This is a genomic window from Pantoea sp. PvP021 (assembly GCF_054056055.1).
In genome coordinates, this window is the sequence record NZ_JBSRXX010000005.1 from 23,885 (window position 1) to 48,803 (window position 24,919).

25 protein-coding genes and 1 riboswitch are annotated in these 24,919 nt (G+C 56.5%); of the genes, 12 read left to right on the forward strand and 13 right to left on the reverse strand.

Annotation, left to right across the window (positions count from 1 at the left end):
• Positions 1–7: 7 nt before the first annotated feature.
• Together mqo and ACVKSX_RS14745 are read right to left on the reverse strand one after the other, a co-directional pair.
• Positions 8–1,624: a malate dehydrogenase (quinone) gene (mqo, locus tag ACVKSX_RS14740; protein WP_033773123.1), complete on the reverse strand. Its 1,617-nt coding sequence runs from the start codon at positions 1,622–1,624 to the stop codon at positions 8–10.
• 511 nt (positions 1,625–2,135) lie between these two features.
• A complete protein-coding gene (locus tag ACVKSX_RS14745; protein ID WP_354439658.1) occupies positions 2,136–2,591 on the reverse strand; it encodes a carboxymuconolactone decarboxylase family protein in 456 nt (151 codons plus the stop codon).
• 59 nt (positions 2,592–2,650) lie between these two features.
• On the opposite strand from ACVKSX_RS14745, the gene pdxR reads away from it, so the two are divergent.
• Positions 2,651–4,087, forward strand: a complete 1,437-nt coding sequence (pdxR, locus tag ACVKSX_RS14750) for a MocR-like pyridoxine biosynthesis transcription factor PdxR (RefSeq protein WP_187508366.1) — start codon at positions 2,651–2,653, stop codon at positions 4,085–4,087.
• Here the strand turns inward: pdxR and ACVKSX_RS14755 are convergent.
• A complete protein-coding gene (locus ACVKSX_RS14755; RefSeq protein ID WP_010253517.1) occupies positions 4,077–4,319 on the reverse strand; it encodes a DUF1158 domain-containing protein in 243 nt (80 codons plus the stop codon). The two genes, pdxR and ACVKSX_RS14755, sit on opposite strands and share 11 nt — an antisense overlap.
• A 316-nt stretch (positions 4,320–4,635) precedes the next feature.
• Here ACVKSX_RS14755 and mntP point away from each other — a divergent pair, with 316 nt between their 5' ends.
• Both mntP and azuC read left to right on the forward strand, forming a co-directional pair.
• The gene (mntP, locus tag ACVKSX_RS14760; protein ID WP_010253515.1) at positions 4,636–5,211 is read left to right on the forward strand and encodes a manganese efflux pump MntP; all 576 of its coding nucleotides are present in this window, start codon (positions 4,636–4,638) and stop codon (positions 5,209–5,211) included.
• Positions 5,212–5,328: 117 nt separating this feature from the next.
• On the forward strand, positions 5,329–5,406 hold the full coding sequence (gene azuC / locus ACVKSX_RS14765; RefSeq protein ID WP_111534772.1) for a stress response protein AzuC: 78 nt from the start codon (positions 5,329–5,331) through the stop codon (positions 5,404–5,406).
• Positions 5,407–5,719: 313 nt separating this feature from the next.
• On the opposite strand, the gene ACVKSX_RS14770 is transcribed toward azuC, so the two are convergent.
• The gene (locus ACVKSX_RS14770) at positions 5,720–6,625 is read right to left on the reverse strand and encodes a LysR family transcriptional regulator (RefSeq protein WP_033781012.1); all 906 of its coding nucleotides are present in this window, start codon (positions 6,623–6,625) and stop codon (positions 5,720–5,722) included.
• 168 nt (positions 6,626–6,793) lie between these two features.
• Here ACVKSX_RS14770 and ACVKSX_RS14775 point away from each other — a divergent pair, with 168 nt between their 5' ends.
• Positions 6,794–7,807 (forward strand): zinc-dependent alcohol dehydrogenase family protein, encoded by a 1,014-nt coding sequence (locus ACVKSX_RS14775; RefSeq protein WP_083070522.1) that lies wholly within the window; start codon positions 6,794–6,796, stop codon positions 7,805–7,807.
• Between the two features lie 227 nt (positions 7,808–8,034).
• Here the strand turns inward: ACVKSX_RS14775 and ACVKSX_RS14780 are convergent, their stop codons facing one another.
• Entirely contained in the window at positions 8,035–8,937 is a 903-nt protein-coding gene (locus ACVKSX_RS14780) for a LysR family transcriptional regulator (RefSeq protein WP_354439661.1), read from the reverse strand.
• Between the two features lie 128 nt (positions 8,938–9,065).
• Between ACVKSX_RS14780 and ACVKSX_RS14785 the strand changes: the two genes are divergently transcribed.
• Together ACVKSX_RS14785 and cspE are read left to right on the forward strand one after the other, a co-directional pair.
• Complete coding sequence (locus ACVKSX_RS14785; RefSeq protein ID WP_010253502.1) at positions 9,066–9,329, forward strand: DUF2798 domain-containing protein; 264 nt, start codon at positions 9,066–9,068, stop codon at positions 9,327–9,329.
• Between the two features lie 658 nt (positions 9,330–9,987).
• On the forward strand, positions 9,988–10,200 hold the full coding sequence (cspE, locus tag ACVKSX_RS14790) for a transcription antiterminator/RNA stability regulator CspE (protein ID WP_010671477.1): 213 nt from the start codon (positions 9,988–9,990) through the stop codon (positions 10,198–10,200).
• Between the two features lie 181 nt (positions 10,201–10,381).
• On the opposite strand, the gene ACVKSX_RS14795 is transcribed toward cspE, so the two are convergent.
• Positions 10,382–10,567, reverse strand: a complete 186-nt coding sequence (locus ACVKSX_RS14795) for a hypothetical protein (protein WP_346440360.1) — start codon at positions 10,565–10,567, stop codon at positions 10,382–10,384.
• Positions 10,568–10,734: 167 nt separating this feature from the next.
• Here ACVKSX_RS14795 and ACVKSX_RS14800 point away from each other — a divergent pair, with 167 nt between their 5' ends.
• Positions 10,735–11,646 carry an alpha/beta fold hydrolase gene (locus ACVKSX_RS14800; protein WP_010671478.1) on the forward strand — a complete coding sequence of 304 codons (912 nt, stop codon included), beginning with the start codon at positions 10,735–10,737 and terminating at the stop codon, positions 11,644–11,646.
• Entirely contained in the window at positions 11,639–13,030 is a 1,392-nt protein-coding gene (locus tag ACVKSX_RS14805; RefSeq protein ID WP_287062992.1) for a hypothetical protein, read from the forward strand. Before ACVKSX_RS14800 ends, ACVKSX_RS14805 begins: the two co-directional genes overlap by 8 nt.
• A 21-nt stretch (positions 13,031–13,051) precedes the next feature.
• On the opposite strand, the gene ACVKSX_RS14810 is transcribed toward ACVKSX_RS14805, so the two are convergent.
• Both ACVKSX_RS14810 and ACVKSX_RS14815 read right to left on the reverse strand, forming a co-directional pair.
• Positions 13,052–14,404 (reverse strand): MFS transporter, encoded by a 1,353-nt coding sequence (locus ACVKSX_RS14810; RefSeq protein ID WP_022623968.1) that lies wholly within the window; start codon positions 14,402–14,404, stop codon positions 13,052–13,054.
• 170 nt (positions 14,405–14,574) lie between these two features.
• On the reverse strand, positions 14,575–15,477 hold the full coding sequence (locus ACVKSX_RS14815; protein WP_010671481.1) for a GntR family transcriptional regulator: 903 nt from the start codon (positions 15,475–15,477) through the stop codon (positions 14,575–14,577).
• A 137-nt stretch (positions 15,478–15,614) separates the two neighbouring features.
• On the opposite strand from ACVKSX_RS14815, the gene ACVKSX_RS14820 reads away from it, so the two are divergent.
• Positions 15,615–16,643 carry a zinc-binding alcohol dehydrogenase family protein gene (locus ACVKSX_RS14820; protein WP_022623969.1) on the forward strand — a complete coding sequence of 343 codons (1,029 nt, stop codon included), beginning with the start codon at positions 15,615–15,617 and terminating at the stop codon, positions 16,641–16,643.
• 23 nt (positions 16,644–16,666) lie between these two features.
• On the opposite strand, the gene ACVKSX_RS14825 is transcribed toward ACVKSX_RS14820, so the two are convergent.
• Positions 16,667–17,587 (reverse strand): nucleoside hydrolase, encoded by a 921-nt coding sequence (locus ACVKSX_RS14825; protein ID WP_022623970.1) that lies wholly within the window; start codon positions 17,585–17,587, stop codon positions 16,667–16,669.
• Between the two features lie 117 nt (positions 17,588–17,704).
• Positions 17,705–17,780, forward strand: a riboswitch (Fluoride riboswitch).
• An 88-nt stretch (positions 17,781–17,868) separates the two neighbouring features.
• Between ACVKSX_RS14825 and crcB the strand changes: the two genes are divergently transcribed.
• Both crcB and ACVKSX_RS14835 read left to right on the forward strand, forming a co-directional pair.
• Complete coding sequence (crcB, locus tag ACVKSX_RS14830) at positions 17,869–18,246, forward strand: fluoride efflux transporter CrcB (protein ID WP_022623971.1); 378 nt, start codon at positions 17,869–17,871, stop codon at positions 18,244–18,246.
• A 132-nt stretch (positions 18,247–18,378) separates the two neighbouring features.
• Positions 18,379–19,194 carry a sugar phosphate isomerase/epimerase family protein gene (locus tag ACVKSX_RS14835; RefSeq protein ID WP_022623972.1) on the forward strand — a complete coding sequence of 272 codons (816 nt, stop codon included), beginning with the start codon at positions 18,379–18,381 and terminating at the stop codon, positions 19,192–19,194.
• Here ACVKSX_RS14835 and ACVKSX_RS14840 read toward each other — a convergent pair.
• From ACVKSX_RS14840 to ACVKSX_RS14850, 3 genes are all read right to left on the reverse strand, one after another.
• Entirely contained in the window at positions 19,191–19,796 is a 606-nt protein-coding gene (locus tag ACVKSX_RS14840) for an alpha/beta hydrolase (RefSeq protein ID WP_354439664.1), read from the reverse strand. The two genes, ACVKSX_RS14835 and ACVKSX_RS14840, sit on opposite strands and share 4 nt — an antisense overlap.
• Positions 19,797–19,806: 10 nt before the next feature.
• Complete coding sequence (locus ACVKSX_RS14845) at positions 19,807–20,748, reverse strand: glutathione S-transferase family protein (RefSeq protein ID WP_187492279.1); 942 nt, start codon at positions 20,746–20,748, stop codon at positions 19,807–19,809.
• A gap of 98 nt (positions 20,749–20,846) precedes the next feature.
• Positions 20,847–21,767 (reverse strand): LysR family transcriptional regulator, encoded by a 921-nt coding sequence (locus ACVKSX_RS14850; RefSeq protein WP_354439667.1) that lies wholly within the window; start codon positions 21,765–21,767, stop codon positions 20,847–20,849.
• Positions 21,768–21,908: 141 nt separating this feature from the next.
• On the opposite strand from ACVKSX_RS14850, the gene ACVKSX_RS14855 reads away from it, so the two are divergent.
• A complete protein-coding gene (locus ACVKSX_RS14855) occupies positions 21,909–23,033 on the forward strand; it encodes a GNAT family N-acetyltransferase (protein ID WP_010253462.1) in 1,125 nt (374 codons plus the stop codon).
• Here the strand turns inward: ACVKSX_RS14855 and ACVKSX_RS14860 are convergent.
• A complete protein-coding gene (locus ACVKSX_RS14860) occupies positions 23,030–24,862 on the reverse strand; it encodes an ABC transporter ATP-binding protein (RefSeq protein ID WP_010253459.1) in 1,833 nt (610 codons plus the stop codon). The genes ACVKSX_RS14855 and ACVKSX_RS14860 overlap by 4 nt on opposite strands.
• Positions 24,863–24,919: the final 57 nt, after the last annotated feature.

Below are 24,919 nucleotides of genomic sequence, written 5' to 3' on the forward strand. Positions count from 1 at the left end.
CGCTGAATTATTTGCCGACGACGAACGCGGTTTCACGTCCTTCATCGTTTGCTGCCATCGGGGTAACCGGCGAATAGTCGAGCTGCAGAATCCGGCTGGTTTCGGCTAACACTTTCTCTGTCAGCGCTACGTCGCCGTTCAGCTTACGTCCCCAGGATGGGATCACCGTACGGATTTTGTTCTGCCATTCCGGCGAAGCCATCTGCTCAGGACAGACCTTGTGCAGCAGCTCCAGCATGATCGGTGCCGCCGTAGAAGCGCCAGGCGATGCACCCAGCAGTGCTGAAATCGAGCCATCCTGTGAGGCGACCACTTCGGTGCCCAGGCGTAACACGGCGCCCTCTTTCTCATCTTTCTTGATGATCTGCACACGCTGACCGGCAGTCACTAAGCGCCAGTCCTCCTGCTTCGCCTGCGGCACATAGGCGCGCAGGGCGTCCATCCGGTCGCGATCGCTTTGCAGCACCTGATCCATCAGGTATTTCACCAGATCAAAACTTTTCAGTCCTACTTTCACCATCGGCAGCATATTGCTGCTGTTCAGTGAGGTGAACATATCCATCAGCGAACCCTGCTTCAGGAACTTAGTCGAGAAGGTGGCGAACGGGCCAAACAGCAGCACCTGCTTGCCATCCAGCACGCGGGTGTCGACGTGCGGCACGGACATCGGCGGCGCACCGACGCTGGCTTTGCCATAGACCTTAGCCATGTGCTGCGCGACGACCTGCGGATTTTCCGTTACCAGGAATGAACCGCCCACCGGGAAACCAGCGTAACCGTTGGCTTCCGGGATGCCAGCCTTCTGCAACAGCGGTAACGCTGCGCCGCCAGCACCGATAAATATTCTACCCGCCGTCAGTGTGCGACGCGTGCCGCTGTTCAGACACTGCAGCGTCACCTGCCAGCGACCGTCGGCGAGCTGCTTCAGCTCACGCACTTCCTGACGCAGACGCAGCTGGAAATTCGCTTTCTTCTCTAACGAGGCGATCAGCTGACGGGTGATTTCACCGAAGTTCACGTCGGTACCCATCTCCGTCCAGGTCGCGGCTACTTTCTGGCTGCGGTCACGGCCATTCATCACCAGCGGGATCCAGCGGGCAATCTGCTGCGGATCTTCGGAGTAGGCCATGCCACGGAACAGGGTGCTTTTCTGCAGCGCCTTAAAGCGCTTGCGCAGGAAGTCGACATTGTCGTCACCCCAGACAAAGCTCATGTGCGGCGTGCTATGAATAAAGCTTTTAGGGTTGCGCAGGTTGCCTTTCTGAACCTGATAAGCCCAGAACTGGCGGGAAATCTGGAACGATTCGTTGATCGTTACCGCTTTAGAGATGTCGATGCTGCCATCCGCCTGCTGAGGCGTATAGTTCAGCTCTGCCAGCGCCGCATGACCGGTGCCCGCGTTATTCCAGCCGTTGGACGACTCTTCGGCCACGCTATCCAGCCGCTCCACCATTTCGATGGACCAGTCCGGCTCTAAATCCTGCAGCCACGCGCCGAGGGTGGCGCTCATCACACCTGCGCCAATCAGCAGCACGTCAACGTCTTTGCGCTCCTGCGCGGTAGTAGTGGTGTCCTTTGCCATGGCACTCATCGCGAGCGCAAGGTTTACAGCTGAATTGCACATGAGGCGACATCTCCTCTTCTGTTGACCTGAAGCCCAACAGTTTTGCAGGCGAAATAGTCACGCTTCTTACGAGCGCGTTGCGCTATTTCTCAAAGGTTAAGTCTCAGGTATAGGGTTAAAGCGGTAATAACGCGTTAACTGCACGTTATGCTTTGTCATCTGAATATAACATTCTCGCATCTGAATTAAACATTTGTTTATTTTTTAAATGCAGAAATGATTCAGCATAAGAATTAATCATCAGGGCCAGCGGCGTATTAGGGTTTTTTTAGTGTGAAGTCAGTGGGTTAACGGAAATGGCATGTTGCTGAAAAGCCCCATGCTGGTGCAACGACGGAATGGATATGAACCGTGCGGAATTATTTAATCCGCTGAAATTTAGCGATTTATTATGCAGTAAGGAATAACGGGAATCGGGGGAAGAGAGCCTGAAAGGCTGCTTGTGTAAAAATAATGTTACATTTTTGTGAGTCCGAAAATGCGTGCACACCGGCGCACGCATCGGATTCACTTATGACAGACTGGCGCTGGCGGGCAACTTTTTCAGACTTATCGCCATGCGGTTGTAGGTGTTCATCAGACCAATCGCGATGTTCAGATCGACAATCTCTTTTTCACTGAAGTGCGCTTTCAGTGCGGTATAGCGGTCGTCTGGCGAACCCTGCTGAGCAATCAGGGTCAGGCATTCAGCCCAGTGCAGGGCAGCCTTCTCTTTATCACTGAACAGCGTACCGGATTCCTGCCAGACCGAGGTCAGCACGATCTTATCCCAGCCCATGCCCGCTTTATTCAGTGCTTTGGTATGTAAATCAATGCAGTAGGCACAGCCATTAATCTGCGATATGCGCAGGAACAGCAGTTCCAGTAAAGTGAGCGGCAGATCGGTTTGTGCCAGATAACTGTATACGCCGCCCAGCGCTTTCATGCCTGCCGGTGCTGCACTGTGAAAATCGATACGTTCGCTCATCTTATTGCCTCATTCAGGGTTGATAAGGCGATTTTCAGCCTTTCAATGGAGCAGATAAAGTGCCAAAAAATGAGAGTCTGACTGGTCCATCGCCGCTTTCCACGCTGACACTGCAGCGCGGCGCGTCACGTGGCCTCAGTGAACAACTGCGCCAGCTGATCGAACAGGCGATTGGTGAAGGACGTTTACAACCTGGCGCACGTCTGCCTTCCTGCCGCGATCTGGCGGCTCAGCTCGGCGTGGCGCGTGGCACCGTTCGCGCCAGTTATGACATGCTGGTTGATGGTCAGTTTCTGCAGGCCAGAGGCGCAGCGGGTACCTTCGTCAGCCCATTACCGCCGTTAAAACCGGTCAATGCCGAGGCTGAACGCCAGCTGCTGGAGGGTGCAGAGGAGTATGAAGCGCCACCGCTGACCTTCCAGATGGGCATTCCTGCCAGCGATGCATTCCCGGCCAAAGTCTGGCTGCGCATTCTGCAGCGTCAGACGCGCATGCAGGTCAGCAGACCGGCCAGCTATCCCGATCCCCGCGGCAGCTTAGCGTTGCGGCAGGCGCTGGTGGCCTACCTGGCGGTGGCACGCGGCCTGCGCTGTCAGGCGGACCAGATCATTATTACCAGCGGCTATGCTGGCGCAATGGGACTGATTGGGCTGGCGATGAATTTTCAGGGTAAAACAGCATGGCTGGAAGATCCCGGATTCTGGGTGGCGCGTCGCGCGGTTGAAGCGCTGCGCGTCACGCCGGTTGCCGTGCCGGTTGATGCCGAAGGGTTGCAGGTTGAGGCCGGGATTGCTCGCGCGCCGGATGCCGCTTTTGCGCTGGTCACACCGGGACAGCAGGCGCCGCTTGGCATGACGATGAGCCTGGCACGCCGCCATGAATTGCTTAACTGGGCCAGCCGCGCGCAGCGCTGGATTATCGAAGATGACTATCTCGGCGAGCTTCAGCCCGGCAATCGCGCCGCGCCGGCACTGGCCGCGCTCGACAGCCAGGGGCGGGTGTTGCACATCGGCACGTTCAGCAAGACGCTGACGCCGCAACTGCGTCTCGGTTTTATGGTGGTGCCACCCGCGCTGACGGCCCGATTCGGTGAGGTCTGCGCGTTGCTTTCGCCTGCCTCCTCCGGATTGCTGCACAACGCGGTGGCGGAATTTCTGCGGGATGGCCACTTTATGCGGCATCTGCGGCGCATGAAGCGCGTCTATCATGAGCGGCTGGAGCAGATGATCGCGGCGCTGCATCCTCACTTTCCTGACCTGCAACGCGCCGGGCTGGCGGTGATTGTCCGTTTACCCGCCGGTTCACCGGATCAGGTGATTGCGCAGCAGGCGGTGGAGTGGGGCATGGCACCGTCGCCGCTGTCGATCTGGTATCAGCAGGCGGATCAGCGCGGTGCGGGCCTGTTACTGGGGACGGCCCATCTGCCACGTGAAGGTTATGCGCGCAGTGCCGAACGGCTAAAAGCGCTGGTCGATGCGCAGGCGGTCAGCCCCTGAACCAGCGACGCCAGACAAAACGGATAACAAAAAACTCCAGTGCGCCCAGCAGCAAAAACCAGACGCAAAACACCACCGTGTAGAGCTGATTCAGGTCCTGCAAATGGAACATCTGCAACAGATGCTGCGCTACCGTCACGCTAAAGGCGGGCGCGGGCAGCAGCAGCGCCGAGAGAAAGCCCAGCAGTAAAATGCCACCAGGCACGATCAACGTTTCAAAAGGGTTATTCATAACCGGTATCCCATATTTATCAGCCCGGCATTTTCCGGTAAACGGCGACACGGTTCAATGGTGGCGCGCTGCTTCGTGCGCATCCGGCATACTACATGGCCAGAGAAATGGTCAGAAAATGCTTTGCTACCATCGACTTAGCGCGATTCATAGCGGATGATAAGAGTTATAGCCTTTGCTATACTTAAATCCCTGATTTTACTGTCTTTTTATCTTTGGGTTTGCATGGTAGACTGCGCCCACTTTTTCATAACTGAACACTTTGTGTGGTGAATTCAGCGTGAATTGCCGCTTTTTCGCCCCAGGTGAATAAATCATGACCTTTATTGCCACTTTAATTCTTGCGCTGGGCATGTCGATGGACGCGTTTGCTGCTGCTCTGGGCAAAGGTGCCACATTGCATCGTCCCGGTTTTAAAGAAGCGCTGCGTACCGGTCTGATTTTCGGCTCAATTGAAGCGCTGACGCCGCTGATTGGCTGGGCGCTTGGCCTGGCCGCCAGCCGTTACATCATGGCGTGGGATCACTGGGTCGCCTTCATCCTGCTGGCGTTTCTGGGTGGCCGTATGATGATGGAAGGCTTCCGTCAGACTGCTGTTGCAGAACCCTGTGAAGCCCCGCAAAGCCATGGCTTTATGGTACTGGCGACCACCGCGGTAGCGACCAGCCTGGATGCGCTGGCTGTCGGTGTGGGTCTGGCTTTCCTGCAGGTGAACATCATTACTACCGCGCTGACCATTGGTGCAGCCACTACGGTGATGGCGACGACTGGCGTATTAGTCGGGCGCTTTATTGGTCCGATCCTGGGAAAATGGGCGGAAGTGCTGGGTGGAGTAGTGCTGATTGCCGTCGGCTCCACCATTCTGTTGCAGCATCTCGGCTACACCGCGTAGGGCTTTTGCACATAAAACCGTCATTTTTGTGATCTGGTTCAAATTTATTTGCTGTTAAAACGCACAGGAGCTATACTTTTTCGGTATATGTTCAACTAAATTTGAATCAGGTGTTCCATGAAACGTATTTTTAAACACGTGTTCCGCGCTTACGTTGAGACGTTCAAACACGTACCGCCGGGTGCCATGTACTAAGCACCTCGCAAGAAACCCTCGATAATCGCGGTCAGGGATCGACCTGTGATTATCACCTTTTCTGCTTTTTCTGCCTTTGCTTCTGCTGATTTAAACCCGCGTTTTTGCACTTCGGGTGCATCCTGTTTGTTGCTACTCCTCTCCTTCTGATTTCCCGTTATGCGCCACTTTGAGCCAGAAAAGACGTTGCTGCAGTGATCTAATCTGCCCGGGAGATTTCCGGATGCCAGACAAAATGGCGGCATACCTTAAACAGGAAACAAGCACTTTTAATGGGTCACGGGATTGCCTGTGCCGAAACAAAGATTCACGGTTAACCCTGATGATTCTTCCTGAATATTTCAGTAAACCATTCGATAAAGACCCGGACCTTAGGCGGAAGATAGCGTCGGTCAGGGTAGAGTATAGAAACCGGTTTCGTCACAGTCGCATAACCCGATAATACTTCCTTCAGCTGGCCTGTTTCGAGGCAGGGCTTTAATGCCGTATATAATGCGTGAAGCATGCCGAGGCCCGCCACGCCACAGGAAAGAAGGACGTCAGAATTGTTAACTCGTATGCTGCTTCCCGGATGCCGTGAAACAATTTCGCCATTCATGACAAATTTCCATTCCTGGATGTCCCGACTGTGTTCATTAAAAAAATAAATGGCTTTGTGATCTTTAAGGTCATCAGGCGTTAAAGGAGTGCCATATTTATCCAGATAAGAGGGTGCTGCACAGGTGACCATCTGCAGGCTGCCCATTCTGCGCGAAATAAAATTCGAATCAGCAAGCTCACCGAGACGAATAACACAGTCCACACCTTCTGTAATTAAATGGGTCAGGCGATCTGAAGCGGTTAAGACTATTTCAATTTCAGGATATAAAGCCTGAAACTCGCTTAATTGTGGGATCAGGATACTGTGCGCCAGCGCCAGTGGAACATCAATGCGCAGCTGGCCACGAGGTCGCTGATTTGAAGAGTAAGAAGCCATTATATCGCTGGCATCACTCAGCAGCGTTTTAGCCCGCTGATAAATTTCCTCCCCTTCAACGGTCACACTCAGACTGCGCGTGGTGCGGTGCAATAGCTTAACGCCAAGCTTGTCTTCCAGTTGTTGTACGGACTTACTGACCGCAGGGCGATGCAGCTGCAAGGCGTCAGCGGCCCGGGTGAAACTACGGAATTCAACGACGTGAACAAAAATATCCATCAATTCCAGCATGTTCGAGCGCATCATTTAACTCCGCAAAAAATATTCCTGCCGAAATAGTGTATTGCGGATTATATCTCATTCCGATTGTTTCTCCTGCAGTAACACTGAAGTCCTTTTACGTGGCTTTTTACGCCTCCCTGCTTTTTTTATCATCGTCCTATTCGATGCATACACATGGGAAATGACAAAATGAAAGCATGGTTACTGAAAGATTTTGGCCTTGAAAACTTAAAGCTTGAAGAGGTGGAAACGCCTGTACCTGGTCCGGGTGAACTTCTGGTTAAAGTTGGCGCGGTGTCTCTGAACTTCAGGGATAAGGCAATAGTAGAGGGCTTCTATGAGCCTCATCTGGTTCCAAAGCCACTGATTCCTGTCTCTGATGCCACGGGTACCGTTGTTGCCACGGGGCAGGGTGTGTCCCGTTTTAGCACGGGTGATCGCGTTAACTCGCATCTCTATTCACGCTGGTTAGAGGGTGAACCTGCGGCCGATGAGCCAGCATGGTGTATTGGAATGCCGTTACCCGGCGGGCTGGCTGAGTACATGATTATTCATGAGGACAGCGCAGTTAAAGCGCCTGACAGCATGACCGATGAAGAAGCTTCTACACTTCCCATCGCTGCGCTTACGGCATGGTACTCGCTAATGGATATCGGCAATCTGCAGCCCGGTCAGACCGTGCTCGTACAGGGAACCGGTGGCGTATCGGTCTTCGCTGCTCAGATAGCGCATGCCTATGGTGCACGTGTCATTGCCACCTCCAGTAACGATGCAAACCTTGAGCGCATTAAATCACTGGGAGCAGATGAAGGGATTAACTATAAAAAATACCCTGACTGGGAAAGAAAAGTGCTTGAAATGACTGATGGTAAAGGCGCTGACGTAACGATAGATGTCGCCGGGGGCAATGGCATCAATCAGTCAATTGCTGCGACAAAAGTTGCCGGTACGATTGCTCAGGTAGGATTTCTGACCGGCCAGACAGCACAACTTGATTTGATGCCGTTAATTTTCCGTCAGACAAAAATCCGGGGCATTGCGGTTGCACCACGCTCCTCGTTTGATCGGATGAATCCGTTCCTCAATAAACATAATATTAAACCCGTCATTGAACAGGTTTACAGTTTTAATGAGGCGGTTGAAGCCTTCCGGCATCTCTCCCGTGGTGCATTTGGCAAAATCGTCATCAGAATTAGTGACTGATAACGAATTTTTATTCCTCAATTCTGGCAGTTTTCACCGACTGCCAGATACTTTCGGATCCCATTCTCACCGCGTTAAACCCCTTCTCAAAGCGTACTTATATCCTTTCTGCACATCGTCAAAAGGGCCGCTTTTCGTATCACCACGACCGGCAGCGGTGAGTTACTTTTGCGGGGGGATAAGCCGAAAAGTACGGACAATTTTCGCCCGGCAAAAACGCTCCTGTCTTAAATCGCATCGGCCAAAAATTCAATAAATATCCGTACTTTCGAATTGAGTGCCGAACGTTCGGTGACACAGGCATAGATATTCATCGGCAGGGACTCAATGGTGCTCTCGCCACTGTGACCTGACCAGGACAAAGGCCTTAGCAGACCGCTGTCTATCAGTGGCTGAGCAACAAAACTTGCCAGACGGGCAATGCCGCCGCCGTTTACGGCTATTCTGGCGATGATATCAATATCATCGCTGATAAAACTGGGGTTAAGTTTTGCATTAACAGGCTGTCCGTTGACCATAAACGTCCATGGCAGAAACCGTCTGTCGGTGGGATAGCGGAAAACCAGGCAGGCGTGCTGGCTAAGTTCTCCAGGTGTCTGAGGCGTACCAGCGCGATCAAGGTAAGCGGGAGCCGCACAGAATATAAAGGGTAACGATGCAATTTTTCTGGCGATTAGTTGATCATTCAGCTGTGCTTCGATGCGGATACTGACATCGACGCCTTCCAGGCGATGATCGACGTTGCGATCGGTACTGATCAGTTCAATATCTATATCGGGGAAAGACGCTTTGAAAGCGGGCATAAGGGGAGCCAGAACGTACCGACCAAACGCGGCTGTCGTAGCGATACAAAGTGGCCCCTGTGGTTTGGTTTCATTCGCAGCAGCCTGAGAGGCGAGTTCGATATCATGTGGGATGTGACGGACTTTCTCGAAATAGCGTTTACCGTTTTCCGTTAAGGTCATGCTGCGGGTGGTGCGCGATAGCAGTCGCACGCCCAGATGCGCTTCAAGACGGGAAAGACTCTGGCTGACTGCTGCCGGACTCATACCTTTAGCGCGTGCCGCCGCTGCAATACTGCCGTTTTCCACCACGCGAATAAAAGTGCTAATCAGCCCTAAAATGTCCATCGTATCCTCAACCGTTAATTCGTCACTTTTACTTAATAATGATTAAAGCATAACCGCTCTACAACCCCCCGCATAAGCTTGTTAAGTTAGCCACAGTCTTATCTACTTTTGTTAAACAGGATATTCAGATGACTGATGCTGCAACAAAAAAAACCTTACGAACCCGCTTGCCGGTGCGCACGACACCTTACATATTTGCGCTTTATATGGCGATCATCATGGCGTTCCTGATGAGTCTGGTCATCACGTTAGCCGAATTCGGAATGGGGCCTCATTACATGACAAATGTGATGAATGCTTACCGGGTCGCCATGCCAGCGGCTTTCTTTTGCATACTGGTTGTCCGTCCTGTTGTTATCCGGCTCGTAGGATTGACCGTTCACGGTCACTGAGACAGTCAGCATGCCCAAAATGGGCGGACAGGTAGGGTTTAGCCCGCTTCTCGCTCATCGCGGCAGGCTGCTTCTGCACCAGAATGGAGGCGGGTGGCAAACCTCCAGCATTTCAGATGCAGGGTGAGGGCGGGCAGGTCGTCCGGATACTGACCGGTATCAGGATGAAAGATACCGAAGAGCCGGGCGTACGATATGCAGCAGGTAAAGCTCACAGATGAAGAGGGCGGTGACAGCGCTTCGCTGGCCGTGCGGAAATTTTTAGGCGATGTGACATTACAGGCTCTGTTTATTGTTAAGCATCAACGTTAAATCGGCACCGTCATTATGACAGGATTAGCCTGCTCCTCTTCGCACACAGCGGAGCCTGAAGCACTTCCTGAGCAGTCAAAATAAAACAGCCATTCAGCCATCTGAGCGTTTAAATGGTTAAAATAAATAAACATATACATTGCTAAATTATTATCGCTATGTCTTAATGCGTCATCGGTTTGGAACACAGACCTTATGAAAGCAGTTTTAGTAAAGTAGTCCTCAGTTCAAGTGTTATCCACAGATATCCTTCTTCGAGAGCCTCCTCCTAAGTGCCCAATAAGTAAATCTCTAACTACAGGCCATCTTCGCCGCTCTTAGTGGCTAATCGATTAAGGAAATATCTATGTCTAACAAAATGACTGGTTTAGTAAAATGGTTTAACTCAGATAAAGGTTTTGGCTTTATCACTCCCGATGATGGCAGCAAAGATGTATTCGTGCATTTCTCTGCTATCCAGGGTGATAACTACAAAACGCTTGATGAAGGTCAGAAAGTCTCCTTCACCATTGAAAATGGCGCCAAAGGCCCTGCAGCTGGCAACGTCACAGCGCAGTAAGCCGCGCTCATTATCAGCGATGCTTACAATAGCGATGAAGACATAAGTCTGAGCAGATAAGCTCTGCTGATAATAAAAGAAACCCGCCCATTGCGGGTTTTTTATTGCCTGAAATTCGTATTATCTCTGGTCCGTTGACCTGCTCCACGTTTATCAGGCTACCCCGATGTTAATCCTCTCTTCATAAGCCCTGCCCGTGATGAAATGTTACGTTAAGCCATCGGGCAAAAGCCATAACGCGCCTTTTGAAATCAGCGATGCTCCCCTGAGGTGTATTACTGATTACCAGCAAGTAATCCATTTCTTTTGCTAACGCTGGATATCGGGCATTGAATGTAAAGCGATACTCCTCGAGTGTTTCAGTCATTGCCTTCCCGCTTACACCAGACAGATCTCCCGCCAGAGTTCATCACCCGCAATGCCAGCGTCTTCTTAGGCGAAACCCCATACTTTTTCACACCATCGCGCGGATAACCCGCCTGCTGCCTGATCCCGACCTACACTGAATTATTCTCCCCAAACCAGGAGCAGCGGATGATCCAGAAGCATCGACGAAAACAGGCAGCGATTGTGGCAGGTGTTGGATTGGGTGTGGCGGCCACGTTATGGGGCATGAAACGCTGGCGGCAACTTAAGGAGACGCCGCCGGTGTCGCCGAACAGTCATCACGCCGGTCTGGCCGGTTATTATCAGCAGATTGGTGACTGGCGCATGTTTACCCGCGTTACGCCCAATGAGGATCAGGGACTGCCGGTCGTGTTAATCCACGGTCTGGTGATGTCGGGCCGGGCGATGGAGTCACTGGCGCTGGCGCTGGGGCGCGACTATCACGTGCTGGTGCCGGATCTGCCCGGTTTTGGCGCCAGCACACTGCCCCCTTCTGCGCCGATCATGTCGGTGGATCAGCTGGCGGATGCGCTGTGGCTGTGGTTACAGCATAACGGTTTCCAGCGCGCTATCTGGGTCGGCAATTCGTTTGGCTGCCAGATTCTGGCCGCGCTGGCGGTGAAACATCCACAGGCTGTGGCGGGACTGGTGCTGCAGGGACCGACGGTCGATCGTCATGCCCGCAGTCTGCCGCGTCAGCTCTGGCGCGACTGGCGTAATGGCCGGCTGGAATCCCGTCGTCCACCGGGGCCACTGGCCCGAATCGATTACGCCAAAGCGGGCCTGCGGCGCGCCTTCGGTACCCTGCGCGCCATGATGCGCGACCGCATTGAGCATCGCCTTACTTACATTAACGCACCCACGTTGCTGCTGCGGGGCTCGCGCGATCCCGTCTGTCCGGCGCGCTGGCTGGATGAACTCGCCGCCCTGATGCCGCGTAGCGAAAGACTGACATTACGCGACGGGACGCACACTTTGCACTACGTCTACCCGTGGAGTTTCTGTCACGCCATCCGCCCGTTCCTGGCACGTATTCAGCAGGAGGATCAACATGAGTAAACCACCAAGAGGGATTGCCCGCTTTGACTCTGCTGCCGCCATGCTGCTGGCGCTGGCGAATGCGCTACACGATCGCCCCTTTGCCAGCCCCAGCCAGTCACCGACGCTGGATCGCCTGTTGCCGTCGCTTAACCGGCTGCCGACCGGGCTGCGTGAGTGGGGCTATGCGCTGGGCGGCATGGCAGAAGGCATCAGCCTGCGTCAGGCGGGTGAACTGGATGTGGAAGGGATCGCCGAATGGATGGTGAGTGAATACCCGCAACAGGATTATCCGGCGGCCTTTATCGGTTCATCGAACGGTGCACTGGTGCATCTGGCGGCGGCGATGGGTGTGCCCTGGTTGCCCCAGACTTTTCTTTGCCCGGTGCGGGCCGCAAATAACGATCCCGATGACGCACAGACCAGCTTTGAGCAGGGCAAAGAGATTGCTGCCGCGCTGCTGGCTGCCTGGCCACGGCTGGCGGTGCACCATATGCAGGACCCGAATCAGGATCGGTTGATGCTCGATCAGATGCGCTACTTCCGGCTAAAACTGCGCGAGCTGCCGCTGGCCTTCAACGAATTCCTGATGGGAAGTCTGCCCGCCGGATCAACGCTGTTTATCAATCATTGTACCCGACAGTGGCCGGTAACCCGCACCAGCGATCGCTCGTTTTTCCAGTTTGGTGCGCTCGGCGGCGCAACCGAAAAAGAGTACTTACAGGGCGGCCCGCGGGTGGCGGAATATCTGGCACGCTATGGCATCGATCGCGAGCGCTGGACGCCGCCGGCCATTACTGACCACGTGCCGGAAGCGGAGTGGGGACTGGATGGTTATCTGATTTCGCCGCTGAAAAAACTGGCGGAAGCTCAGAACTGGAAGCTGATGGAGATTCGTTATGAAGATCCAGAGGCGATGAGCTATGTGGTGGCAGAGATCTACCGCGACTGGTATCTGGCGGCGGGAATTTTACCGACCCGGCTGACGGTGGACAGCTTCCTGCTGATGGACCCGTGGTGCAGCATGCATCAGCACGCCATCCCGTTCTGGCTGGTCTTTTGCACCGAGCCTTCGGCCGCGGCCCTGCAACGCTTCCTGGAAAAACAGCCGCCGTTCCGCAACATCGACATGATGCTCTTTTCTCACGGCACCGACAGCATCGGGCTGGCGGAGATTGACCGCTGGCGGGTGCTGCTCTCCCATGCACGTGATGAAGGCGTATTGATTGGCGTGGATGAAGAACGTTTCCCGCGTGATTTCGCGACGTTTGCCCGCTTCGACTCGGCGCTGCGTGAACGGGCACCGCTGTTGCCACCACCACCCGCGCTGAGCGCGGAGAAGGTGATGACGGGTATTCAGCGTTATGGTGCGAAATATGGGGTCACCCTGACGGCGCTGACGTAGCAGTCGCGCCGTCAGTCGTGATTATTCGCCGTCGGTGATCGGCTGGCGCACCAGCAGCAGGTAGGCGAGTGCGCCAACCAGCGTCACGCAGGCACAAATCATCAGCGCCATGCTGAACGATTTGGTGGTGTCGAGCACCCAGCCGGTGATGACCGGCGCGAACGAGGCGAAGATAAAGCTGGCGAAGTTCTGGATGCTGCCGACAGACGCTGTCATACGGGCGGTGACGTTGGCGTGGATCAATCCCCAGCACGACGTTCCGGCGAAGTGGATACAGAACAGCGCCATCCCAATCAGCGTTACGGCGCTGGTGGTGTCGGTCGCGCGGGTCACCACGGCGGTAAAGCCGGCGGACAGCAGCATCCCGCTGACGATGCAGACTTTGCGGGTTTTCACCGCGTTAAAGCCGCGACGTACCAGCGAGTCGACCACATAGCCATTCAGCAGCATACCCGCCGCACCGAACAGGAACGGAATCGCCGCCAGCAGGCCGGTACTTTTAAGATCGAGATGATAGGTCGACTGCAGGTAGCCCGGCAGCCAGGCGATATAGAGCCAGGCGGTATAGTTGATGCCGCTGAAGCCAATCATCATGCCCCACATGGTGCGCTGCTTAAACAGGCCGCGCCACTCTTTAAAGCTGATCGGCTCTTTACGCGAGGCAACGCTGCCCGCCTGCAGATAGTGGATCTCTTCAGCGCTCAGGGTGTTGTTGTCGCGGTCGCGGTAGATCATATACCAGCCGATAGCGAGGAACATGCCGAGGATACCGATCGTGACGAACATGCCACGCCAGCCCATCACCAGCATCATCGCCGCCAGAATCGGCGGAGCCACCGACAGTCCAATCATCGAAGCCGCATTGAACATCCCCATCGGCATGCCGCGATCTTTAATGTTGAACCAGTCGTTGATTACCTTCACGCCGCACGGGTTCATCGGCGCTTCGCCAATGCCGAGGCCGATGCGCACCAGGATGAACTGGGTAAAGTTATGCACCAGGCCAGAGGCGGCCTGGAACAGCGACCAGATAAACATGCCAATGCCGAGCATAATGCGCGGCCCTTTACGATCCAGCAGCGCGCCGCATGGCAGTTGCGCCAGGCCATAAGCCAGCGAAAAGGCGGAGAGCAGGAAGCCGATTTCGGTGGCGCTCAGCCCCATCTCCTCGCGGATGGTCATATTCGCGACCGACAGCGAGCTGCGATCCAGATAGTTGATGATGGCGGCGAACAGCAACAGCAGCATCGCCGTGATCTGAATCTTGCGGATACGCGGTGAACGCACCACGTCGCTACGCATCGGCACGAAATCCTGGTCTGATGGCGTGTCGCCAGTTGCACTGTCGCGGCCGGTTACTGAAGTCTTTTCCATTGCACTCTCCCGAAACTGGGTACTTATCGTTATGGTGAGAAGGGGTCTGCGCGCAGCGGCAAAAGGCCGCCGTGACGTTGCAGTCGAGACTAAGAGCAAAGGGTTAAGGATGTTGCAAAGATGTTTCTGAATCGTGCGGGAGCTAATGCTTTGTGGTTTTTAATCGGTTTTTAATTGTACTGACCGATTGAGCGCACCATCGAGGTTTTAGCGGTCGCCAGATGATTATGTAATGCACAGAGGGCGTCGACATCCTGACGGCCAATCAGCGCGGTCAGAATCGCCATATGCTCCTCCAGCGCCACAATATTTCGCTGCTTGAGGTCGCTCTCGTCCCACTGATAATGCGAGTGAAAGATCACCGAGATAATCTCCAGCGACTGATTGAAAAATGGGTTGTTGGCGGCGGATAAAATCAGCGAATGCATCTGACGATCCAGCGCGGCAAAGTGGCGATAGTTGCTGGCGATGGTGTCGCGCATCGATCGGTGACGATCCAGCAGATCCCGCGCCTGAACCCAGCGCTCGTCGCCTGCGGGCAGATTCAGGAAGCGGCTCAGGGCGTGGGTTTCCAGCATCTCGCGCAGTTCAAATAGCTTCTCGGCGTAATCCTGGGTGAATTTTTTCATCCGCCACTGGCCGCGTCTGACCGGCTCCAGCAGGTCATAGCGCATAAAGCGCAGCAGGAATTCGCGCACCACCACCGGACTGACTTTCACCTGCTGCGCCAGTTGCAGCTCGCTGAAGGTATCGCCGGGCACCAGCTGCCGCTGATTAATCATATTAAAAAACATCTGCTCAAAGTGGCTGGCCTGCTGCTCAATCGGCGGCGTTAACGCGCTAAAACCGTCATCTTCGCGCGGATCGCGCACGATAACCCAGGTTTGATCCACCTTATCCAGCACGCCGCACTGATGCAGATAGTGCAGGGTGTGGCGCACCGTAGTCCGGCTGATATTGAACATTTCCGCCAGTGCTGCCTGGGGCGGCAGCGGTGAACGAATGTGGTGCTGAGCGATGCTTTCCAGCATCTGGTTGATGACGTTCTGGCGCAAATTCTGGCTGCGGCTCATCTCACTCTCCGGTTTTTTATGCATTAAAAACCATTCAAAGCCCAAAAAAATCGCGGTGCTTCACACTTCCCGCAAACGAACACCGCAGCGCGTGCAGGATTCGCCATAACTGCCTGCAGGACAACCGGAGAATCACCATGACAACAATGAAAGCACTGGTCATCGCTGAACCACGTAAGATGGTATGGACCACCCGCGATATCCCCACGCCCGCCGCTGGCGAGGTAGTGATTAAAATCCTCACCGCGGGAATCTGCGGCACCGACATCCACGCCTGGTCCGGTAATCAGCCATTCTTCAGCTATCCACGGGTGCTGGGCCATGAAATCTGTGCCGAAGTCGTGGCGCCGGGAAGTGGTGCGGAGAGCTTTCAGCCGGGCCAGCGGGTGGCGTTAATGCCCTACATCTCCTGCCTGTGCTGTGACGCCTGCCAGAGCGGCAAGACCAACTGCTGTGAGCAGATCTCAGTGATTGGTGTGCATCAGGATGGCGGGTTCTGCGACTACCTGAGCGTGCCGGTCAGCACGCTGCTGGTGGTGGATGATGTCGCGCCGGAAGCGGCTGCGCTGATTGAGCCCTTTGCCATCAGCGCCCATGCAGTGCGTCGTGCCGCAATTGTGGCGGATGAGCAGGTGCTGGTGGTGGGTGCCGGACCGATTGGGCTGGGTGTTGCCGCTATCGCCGCCGCCAGCGGCGCGCAGGTGGTGGTGGCGGATACCAGCGAATTTCGTCGCCAGCATGTTGCTGACCAGCTCGGCCTGGCGACACTGAATCCGGCTGATGAAGCGTTTTACAGCGCGCTGCGCGAGGAGTTTGGTGGCCGTCTGGCGCTGAAGGTGATCGACGCCACCGGCAGCCCGGCGGCGATGAACAATGCGGTCAACCTGATGCGACACGGCGGCACGATCGTTTATGTCGGCCTGCACAAAGGCGATCTGGTGATCCCGGACAGTGAATTCCATAAAAAAGAGACCACCCTGATGGGCAGCCGCAACGCCACCCGTGAAGATTTCGATCGGGTGCGTGCGCTGATGGCCAGCGGCCAGCTGCGCGCCGAAATGATGCTGAATCACCATCTGGCCTTCTCCACGCTGGATGAAACCTTCGAGGCGCAAATCATCAACAACCGCGAGCTGATCAAAGGCGTGATTCATTTCGACCGGTAACGCGGCCAGTCGGTTCGCGTGGTTCAGGGCGCGGTGAGAGTCTGAAAGAAGTGCGCCCGCACCGCATCAGCATCCACGCCAAGTGCGATGCGTTGGGCGGGCAGGCCGTTAAAGGGATCCTGACGGGATGCCAGCGCGCTCAGCTTACGCACCGTCTGACCGCAGGCGATGCCCTCCGTGATCACCCGCAGCGGGCTTTCGGTCAGGGTAAACGCCTGTGGCAGAGTGAGCCACGCCACCGCCAGGGTGTCGTGCAGCGCCATTCCCTCGAACCCCTCTTTCTCCAGACTGTAAGCCAGGTAAGGGCGACAGATCGCACTCAGCACCGGCTGATTCAGACGCTGAACCTCATCGCCGCTGATCAGCACCTTGTGCGTGACATCCAGCGGGATCACCACCACGCTCAGTGCCGAGGCGAGCACCTGATCGGCAGCATGCGGATCTTTCCAGATATTAAATTCGCTGAAGGGCGTCACGTTGCCACTGTGCCCGTCGGTGCCAAATGCGCCACCCATGATGACCAGCTCCTTCACCAGCGGAATAATATCCGGTGCCTGATTAATGGCCGTGGCGATATTGGTCAGCGGACCAATCGCCACCAGGGTGATTTGATGCGGCTGCGCCCGCACGCTGTCGATAATAAATTGCACCGCGCCCGGCGCCTGATCGCTGCACGCATTATCAAACGCATCGCCCAGCCCATCTTCACCGTGCAGTCTGGCGGGCGCAGAGGGTGGCAGCGCCAGCGGTCGTGAACAGCCGCGATAGACCTCCGCGTTAATCGCCATTTTCCCGCAAAACAGTCGGGCATTTTTCACCGCCTGACCCACCGCCACGTTGCCGAAGACCGTGGTAATCCCCAGCAGATGCTGCGTCCGCGCCGCATAAGCCAGCGCAAAGGCGTCATCCACGCCAATATCGGTATCAAAAATCAGGGTACGCATAGGGTCTCCGCAACAGGCTGTAAACCATCAGCATTACTCCGTCTGTGGCGTGCGCGTCAAGGTTTTCAGCCGCCATGACCTCACTGTTGCCAGCCTGAAACGGGCGTCGTATTATCACCGGCTCAAGGTGATGGCGTGCCACCTTTCCCAACCGCCGGTGGGCTTTACACCGGCTGATGACGCCTGACACTCAATCCTTTCGCGGGAGCTGAGGTGTCAGGCGCAGTTTATCTCTGCCTTTCCCCCTCAGCCCGGCGTCAATCTGCAATCAGGAGCAAGACATGTTGAAACCGTTATTGGCTGTGATGATCGGCGGCTCTGCCGGCTGTGTACTGCGCTGGCTCTTTGCGATGCGCTTTAATGCGCTCTTTCCCAATCTGCCGCCGGGCACGCTGCTGGTGAATCTGATCGGCGGTCTGGTGATCGGCGGCGCGATGGCCTGGTTTGTTCGCCATCCCGACATCGACCCGATCTGGAAACTGCTGATCGTCACCGGACTGTGCGGCGGGCTGACCACCTTCTCCTCTTTTACGGCGGAATTAATGGGGTTGCTACAATCAGGGAACTATTTCTGGGCGATGACCAGCGCGCTGGTGCATGTGATCGGTTCGCTGCTGATGGCGTTTGCCGGTTTCGCACTGGTCACGATGCTGGGCTGATCCGGCTAAGCGGCGCTTGTCATACTCCTTAAGAGGTAGATACTGTTTCAGGTTTTACGCCCGACCATCCCGCATGAACGGGCGCAGAAGCTGAACGTCACCGATTATTCCGGACGATTAAGGAGCCGAGCAATGCGAACTAACCCCACATTCCTTAACCTGGTGCTGTTAAGCGGTGAACCCGGCCAGAAGCTCCAGGCGGCGCATGACGCCGGTTTCGATCAGGTGGAGATCTGGCGCGAGGATGTCGAGGCGTGCGAGGGCGGCGCGGCGGCACTGGCTCAGATCGCTGCCCGGCAGGGACCTGGCTTTACCAATCTCCAGGTGCTGCGCGATTTCACCGGGGCACCCAGCGCGTTGCGCGGACAGAAGCGCGAAGAGCTGCGCCAGTTTATTCAGATTGCCCAGGCGCTGGGCTGCGACACCATTCAGGCGCCGGCCAGCACCCGCGAGGATTGCTGCGCCGACCAGATTGATGATGACCTGCGCTGGATGGCCTCTGAAGCTGCGCGCTACAACATGCGCATTATGTATGAGCCGATGGCCTGGTGCAGCGTGGATAACACCCTGCCGCTGGCGTGGCAGCGATTGCAGCGGCTCGATCAGCCCAATATCGGGCTGGTGGTCGATCTGTTCCATATCTGCGCGCTGGGCGGCGACGCCTCACAGCTGGACGGCATTCCAGCCGATCGCATTTATGAAGTGCAGCTGTGTGATATGGCCGCCGTTCCCGCGCAGGATAAGCAGAGCCTGATGGCGATGGCAAAGCATCAGCGTCTGCTGCCCGGCGATGGCATTATCGACATTGAACGCTTTGTCGATAAGCTTAAAAGCGCGGGCTATCAGGGGCCGGTGGGCATTGAAGTCTTTAATGATGCGCTGAAACGCCTGCCGCCTGAGGTCGCTGCCCGTCATGCCTGGCAGGCATTAAAGCGCTGCTGGGGTTAATCCTGTATGCACTGCGCGATAAACGCGGCGGCGTGCATGGCACCCTGAGCGGAGATGGTGTGGCCGGTGGCGGGTTCAAATCGCGCTTCTACCGGCACCAATGCGGCCCTGAGTCGTGCTGCGGCAGATTCGCTCTCCTGCCACGGGATCACCTCATCGGCCTGGCCGTGGATCAGCAGCGCGGGCAGATGAGGCTGTGGCGTCAGCTCACCGTCAACCGCCAGACGACCCGAAAAGGCGACCACGCCCGCCAGCGGATAACGGCCAGATGCCAGCGCATCCAGCGCCATGATCGACCCCTGTGAAAAGCCGACCAGCACTACATCCTGCCAGCGGTCGGCGAAGGCGTGCTGTGCGATAACGTCGCTGAGGGTCGCGTCAAACGCCGCCCGCGCGGCCCGTACCCGACCTGGCCGGTTCTCTGGCGTCACCTCCTCCAGGCTGAACCACTGCCAGCCAAAACCGGCGGTAAAACGTTCGGGCGCATTGGGTGAGGCAAAAATCACATCCGGCAACAGCGTCGCCCAGTGACGGCCAATCGGTGCCAGATCGTCGCCGTTACTGCCTACGCCATGCAGAAAAATTACCAGTGCTTTTGCCATTATTGCTCCTTTAAAGACCGTACTCACTCAGATCCGGGCCTGCCGGAACGATTCCGTTCGGGTTCAGTGCCTTGATTGAGTAGTAACCCTGTTTGATATGATCGATGCTGACCGTCTCTCGCACGCCGGAGACTGACAGCATGCTCTTAAGATAGCGATTCAGCAGCGTATAGTCGCGTATCCGGCGCAGGTTGCATTTGAACAGGCCATGATAGGCGACGTCAAAGCGAATCAGGGTGACGAACAGACGAATATCGGTTTCAGTCAGCCGTTCACCCAGCAGAAAGGTGCGACCATCACTGAGCAGGGCTTCCAGTTCGTCGAGCTGGCTGAAGACGTCGTTAAAGGCCTGCTGATAGCTGATTGATGTGGTGGCGAACCCGGCGCGATAGACACCATTATTCAGACGCGGATAGAGACTCTCATTCAGCGCATCAATCTCAGAACGCAGCGCGGCGGGATAGAGGTCGATGCGGTTATCGGCCAGATCGCCAAAGCCGCTGTTGAACATACGCACAATGTCAGCGGACTCGTTGCTGACAATGGTGCCGGTTTTCTTGTCCCACAAGACCGGCACGGTGGCCCGGCCCGTGTAATCGGGCGCGACGCGGGTATAGATTTCATGCAGGTACTGCGCGTGATTCAGCGGGTCCTGCTGTGCGCCGGGAAAATTGCCAAAGCGCCAGCCCTGGGCACCGAGCTGCGGTTCAACCACCGTCACGCTAATCAGCGACTCCAGCCCTTTGAGCTTGCGGGCAATTAACGCGCGCGACGCCCATGGACAGATCAGCGCCACATAAAGATGGTAGCGATCCGCTTCTGCCGCAAATTCAGTGGAGCCATCGCTGCTGATAAAATGCCGGAAACCGGACGTCTGACGGACAAATCCGCCCTGTTTATCGGTCGACTGCACCGGGTGCCAGTCACTACTCCATTTGCCTTCTACTAACATCGCGCGACTCCTCTGTAATGTGAGAAGCAGCTTAACTGATGACTAAACGGCTGATAATGCGGTCATAAAGACAATCATTTCTTCCATTCTGGAAGAAATTACGCGGGCGGAAAACGGGTAAAGTGACTCACCAGGAAGTCGATAAGCAGGCGCGCCCGGTGTGCCAGATGACGGGCGGGCGGATAAACCGCAAACAGGCCAAGTGGTGGCGTGTCAAAATTCTCCAGCAGCCGGACAATCTCACCGCGTTGCAGCGCGGGAGCCGCGATAAAACCGGGCAGCCGCGCAATGCCCAGTCCGGCCATCGCGGCCTGCAGGCAGGCTTCGGTGTTGGCGAAGCGCAGACGCCCGCGGACCGGTACGGTGACAATCTCGCCGCCGCCGCCGCCGCCGCCGCCGCCGCCGCCGGCAAACGGCCAGTGCCAGGGATCGCGAAAATTGGTGTCGATGATGCACTGATGCTGGGGCATCTCGCGCCAGTGCTGCGGCGTGCCAAACTGCTCAAGATAGACCGGCGAGGCGGCGATGCGCACATGCACCTCACCCAGCTTGCGCGCGACCAGGCTGCTGTCGCTGAGGGTGCCGATACGGATCGCCATATCAAAGCCTTCATCGACGATGTTGACGGACCGGTCTGAAAAGCTGACATCCAGTTCAATCAGCGGATAGCGCCGGGCAAACGCCACCAGCACCTCAGACAACACCACAGTACCAAAGGAGCCGGGGGCGCTGATTTTCAGCCTGCCGGTGGGCGTGGTGGCGCTTTCACGCACGCTGGCATCCAGCGTCTCAAACGCATCAAGCAGATTTTTGACCCGCTCATAATAGCTGCGCCCGACATCGGTGGGTGACAGGGCGCGCGTGCTGCGCTTGAACAGCTGGACGCCGAGCCGCTGCTCCAGCTTTGAAACCAGCTTGGAAGCCTGACTGCTGCTGGTGCCGAGACGTAACGCCGCCGCAGAAAAGCTGCCGGTTTCCAGCACCGTGACAAACATCCGGTCACAATCGAGTCGATCCATGGCGGTGTCCTGTGGAGATAAAGTCGCAGTATAGAAGCTGGGCTCCGCTGATGCAGCCTTCACTTTGCGTGCCTTAACCCTTTCGCTGACGCGGAAAACCTGCTTGACTGACTCTCTGCCCGACGTTCTCTGGAGTAATTCATGTCGCTGATTCACCTGACGTCACTGGCGGAGATCCCGGCCGCCGAGTGGGATGCGCTGTTGCCTGATGACCAGCCCTTTTTGCGCCACGCCTTTCTGCTCACGTTAGAACAGAGCGGCAGCGTGCGGTTAGAGGCGGGCTGGCAGCCCGATCATCTGCTGTGGCGGGAGGAAGGGGTGACCCGCGCCGCGCTGCCAGGCTACCGCAAACGCCATTCACAGGGCGAGTACGTCTTTGATCACGCCTGGGCGGATGCCAGCCAGCGCGCCGGGATCCGCTACTACCCGAAATGGCTGGGCGCGATCCCCTTCAGCCCGGTCAGCGGTGCGCGCCTGCTGGGCGAAACCGCTGCCGCGGCGCAACTGCTGTCGGCCCTGCCTGAGAGCCTGTTACAGCAGGGCTTAAGCGGGGCACATATCAACTTTACCGATGCGCAGGCTAACCAGCTGCTGGCCGATCAGCCCGACTGGCTCTCCCGGCTCGGTTGTCAGTATCACTGGCATAACCGTGGCTACCGCGATTTTCAGGATTTCCTGGATTCGCTGATGTCGCGCAAGCGCAAACAACTGCGTAAAGAGCGTGAGCAGGTGATGCAGAGCGGCTTTGAGTTTGACCGCTACCTGGGCTACCAGCTGCGCGAAGATCAGTGGGATTTTGTCTACACCTGTTACGCCAACACCTATGCGGTGCGCGGTCAGCGTCCCTATCTGACGCGTGACTTCTTCAGCCTGCTGGCGGAACGCATGCCGCAGAATATTGTGGTGGTGATCGCCCGTTTACAGCAGCAACCGGCCGCGATGGCGTTTTATCTGCGGGACAGCAACGCGCTCTATGGCCGCTACTGGGGCTGTCTGGCGGAGTTTGACCGGCTGCACTTCGAAACCTGTTTCTATCAGGGAATGGATTTGGCCCTTGATGAGGGGCTGACGCGGTTTGATGCTGGCGCACAGGGCGAGCACAAGCTGGTGCGCGGCTTTGAGCCGCAGATTACCCACTCCTGGCACTATCTGCTGCATCCCGGCCTGCGCGATGCCGTGGCAGATTTTCTGGTGCAGGAGCGGGAAGGCGTGCGCGGCTGGGCGGAAGAAGCCCGCGACGCCTTACCCTATCGACGCGGCGATTAATCGATGCCGACAAAACCGCCGGTCTGATGCTGCCACAGCCGGGCATAGAGACCGTTTTGCGCCAGCAGCTCGTGATGGCTGCCCATCTCGGCAATGCCGCCTTTATCCAGCACCACCAGCCGATCCATCTTCGCGATGGTCGACAGGCGGTGCGCGATGGCGATAACGGTTTTGCCCTGCATCAGTGACTCCAGGCTCTCCTGAATCGCCGCTTCCACCTCAGAGTCGAGCGCCGAGGTGGCCTCATCCATGATCAGAACCGGCGCATCCTTCAGCAGCACGCGGGCTATCGCCACACGCTGACGCTGACCGCCCGACAGTTTCACGCCGCGCTCGCCCACGTGCGCGTCCAGCCCGGTGCGACCCAGTGAGTCAGAGAGCAGCGGGATAAACTCATCGGCGCGGGCGCGGTGAATCGCAAGCTGCAGCTCCTCTTCGCTGGCGTCGGGACGACCATAAAGCAGGTTTTCACGGATTGAGCGGTGCAGCAGCGAGGTGTCCTGCGTAATCATACCAATCTGGCTGCGCAGGCTCTCCTGCGTCACGGCGGCGATATCCTGATCGTCGATCACAATCCGCCCCGCGTTCAGGTCATAGAGGCGCAGCAGCAGGTTCACCAGCGTCGATTTACCGGCACCCGAGGGACCAATCAGCCCAATCTTCTCACCAGGTTTGATGTCGAGGTTAAAACCGTTAATCACCTGACGGCCACCGCCATAATCGAAGCGCACATCCTCAAAACGGATGTTGCCGCGCGTCACCTTAAGCTGCTTCGCCTGCGGCGCATCCTGCACGCTCAGCGGCTGCGCGATGGTTTTCAGGCCATCCTGTACCGTACCAATATTTTCGAAAATGCCATTGACCACCCACATGATCCAGCCGGACATATTCACCAGGCGGATGACCAGACCGGTCGCCAGCGCAATCGCCCCGACGCTAATCAGCGACTGGCTCCATAACCACAGCGCCAGCCCGGAGGTCGAGACAATCAGCAGGCCGTTCAGCGCCGACAGGGTCAGATCCATGCTGGTGACCATGCGGCCGGCGTTCTGGGTTTTTTCGGTCTGCTCCTGAATCGCCTCACGCGCATACTGCCTTTCCAGATCGCTGTGGGCGAACAGCTTGATGGTGGCGATGTTGGTATAACCATCGACAATGGTGCCCATCAGCTTAGATCGCGACTCTGAGGAGACCACCGAACGCGCTTTAACGCGCGGCACAAAGAAACGCAGGGAGGCGCTGTAGGCCACCATCCACAGAATCAGCGGGATCATCAGCCGCCAGTCGGCACCGGCAAACAGCACCAGTGAAGTCACCGCGTAGATCAGCACGTGCCAGATGGCATCCACCAGCTGCACCGCGGAATCGCGCAGTGAACTGCCGGTCAGCATAATGCGCTGGGCGATGCGACCCGCGAAATCGTTCTGGAAGAAATTGAGGCTCTGGCGCAGCACGTAGTTGTGATTCTGCCAGCGGATCATGCTGGTCATGCTCGGGCTGATGCTTTGATGTACCAGCATGTCGTGCAGGGCGATAAAAATCGGCCGCAGAATCAGCGCCACCGCCCCCATCCACAGCAGTATCGGCCAGTTATCCCGAAACAGGGTGGCGGGCGTGGAGTGATTGACCATATCGATAATGCGGCTCAGATAGCTGAACAGCGACACTTCAATCAGGGCTGACGCCAGTCCCACTACCAGCAGTGCCGCGAAACTCGGCCAGACCTGCCGCAGATAGTAGAGGTAAAACGACCAGACCGTTGAAGGGGGCGAGTCGGTGGGCGCGTCATGAAAAATATTGATAAAACGCTCAAAACGGCGATACAACATAGCGATACTCTTTCCGTCCGGTAAAGAGCTACAGCTTAGTGCATGAACCCCGTTCGG

What these genes read in the sequence shown, in the direction of transcription:
- ACVKSX_RS14825 (WP_022623970.1), bottom strand. Translation starts at nt 17,587, where the DNA reads ATGCGTACCCTGATTTTTGATACCGATATTGGCGTGGATGACGCCTTT.
- ACVKSX_RS14860 (WP_010253459.1), bottom strand. Translation starts at nt 24,862, where the DNA reads ATGTTGTATCGCCGTTTTGAGCGTTTTATCAATATTTTTCATGACGCG.
- ACVKSX_RS14780 (WP_354439661.1), bottom strand. Translation starts at nt 8,937, where the DNA reads ATGGACATTTTAGGGCTGATTAGCACTTTTATTCGCGTGGTGGAAAAC.
- ACVKSX_RS14815 (WP_010671481.1), bottom strand. Translation starts at nt 15,477, where the DNA reads ATGAGCCGCAGCCAGAATTTGCGCCAGAACGTCATCAACCAGATGCTG.
- ACVKSX_RS14805 (WP_287062992.1), top strand. Translation starts at nt 11,639, where the DNA reads ATGAGTAAACCACCAAGAGGGATTGCCCGCTTTGACTCTGCTGCCGCC.
- ACVKSX_RS14850 (WP_354439667.1), bottom strand. Translation starts at nt 21,767, where the DNA reads ATGGATCGACTCGATTGTGACCGGATGTTTGTCACGGTGCTGGAAACC.
- ACVKSX_RS14835 (WP_022623972.1), top strand. Translation starts at nt 18,379, where the DNA reads ATGCGAACTAACCCCACATTCCTTAACCTGGTGCTGTTAAGCGGTGAA.
- ACVKSX_RS14785 (WP_010253502.1), top strand. Translation starts at nt 9,066, where the DNA reads ATGACTGATGCTGCAACAAAAAAAACCTTACGAACCCGCTTGCCGGTG.
- ACVKSX_RS14795 (WP_346440360.1), bottom strand. Translation starts at nt 10,567, where the DNA reads ATGACTGAAACACTCGAGGAGTATCGCTTTACATTCAATGCCCGATAT.
- mqo (WP_033773123.1), bottom strand. Translation starts at nt 1,624, where the DNA reads ATGTGCAATTCAGCTGTAAACCTTGCGCTCGCGATGAGTGCCATGGCA.
- ACVKSX_RS14755 (WP_010253517.1), bottom strand. Translation starts at nt 4,319, where the DNA reads ATGAATAACCCTTTTGAAACGTTGATCGTGCCTGGTGGCATTTTACTG.
- ACVKSX_RS14800 (WP_010671478.1), top strand. Translation starts at nt 10,735, where the DNA reads ATGATCCAGAAGCATCGACGAAAACAGGCAGCGATTGTGGCAGGTGTT.
- ACVKSX_RS14810 (WP_022623968.1), bottom strand. Translation starts at nt 14,404, where the DNA reads ATGGAAAAGACTTCAGTAACCGGCCGCGACAGTGCAACTGGCGACACG.
- ACVKSX_RS14840 (WP_354439664.1), bottom strand. Translation starts at nt 19,796, where the DNA reads ATGGCAAAAGCACTGGTAATTTTTCTGCATGGCGTAGGCAGTAACGGC.
- ACVKSX_RS14770 (WP_033781012.1), bottom strand. Translation starts at nt 6,625, where the DNA reads ATGCGCTCGAACATGCTGGAATTGATGGATATTTTTGTTCACGTCGTT.
- mntP (WP_010253515.1), top strand. Translation starts at nt 4,636, where the DNA reads ATGACCTTTATTGCCACTTTAATTCTTGCGCTGGGCATGTCGATGGAC.
- ACVKSX_RS14775 (WP_083070522.1), top strand. Translation starts at nt 6,794, where the DNA reads ATGAAAGCATGGTTACTGAAAGATTTTGGCCTTGAAAACTTAAAGCTT.
- cspE (WP_010671477.1), top strand. Translation starts at nt 9,988, where the DNA reads ATGTCTAACAAAATGACTGGTTTAGTAAAATGGTTTAACTCAGATAAA.
- azuC (WP_111534772.1), top strand. Translation starts at nt 5,329, where the DNA reads ATGAAACGTATTTTTAAACACGTGTTCCGCGCTTACGTTGAGACGTTC.
- ACVKSX_RS14745 (WP_354439658.1), bottom strand. Translation starts at nt 2,591, where the DNA reads ATGAGCGAACGTATCGATTTTCACAGTGCAGCACCGGCAGGCATGAAA.
- ACVKSX_RS14855 (WP_010253462.1), top strand. Translation starts at nt 21,909, where the DNA reads ATGTCGCTGATTCACCTGACGTCACTGGCGGAGATCCCGGCCGCCGAG.
- ACVKSX_RS14845 (WP_187492279.1), bottom strand. Translation starts at nt 20,748, where the DNA reads ATGTTAGTAGAAGGCAAATGGAGTAGTGACTGGCACCCGGTGCAGTCG.
- ACVKSX_RS14820 (WP_022623969.1), top strand. Translation starts at nt 15,615, where the DNA reads ATGACAACAATGAAAGCACTGGTCATCGCTGAACCACGTAAGATGGTA.
- crcB (WP_022623971.1), top strand. Translation starts at nt 17,869, where the DNA reads ATGTTGAAACCGTTATTGGCTGTGATGATCGGCGGCTCTGCCGGCTGT.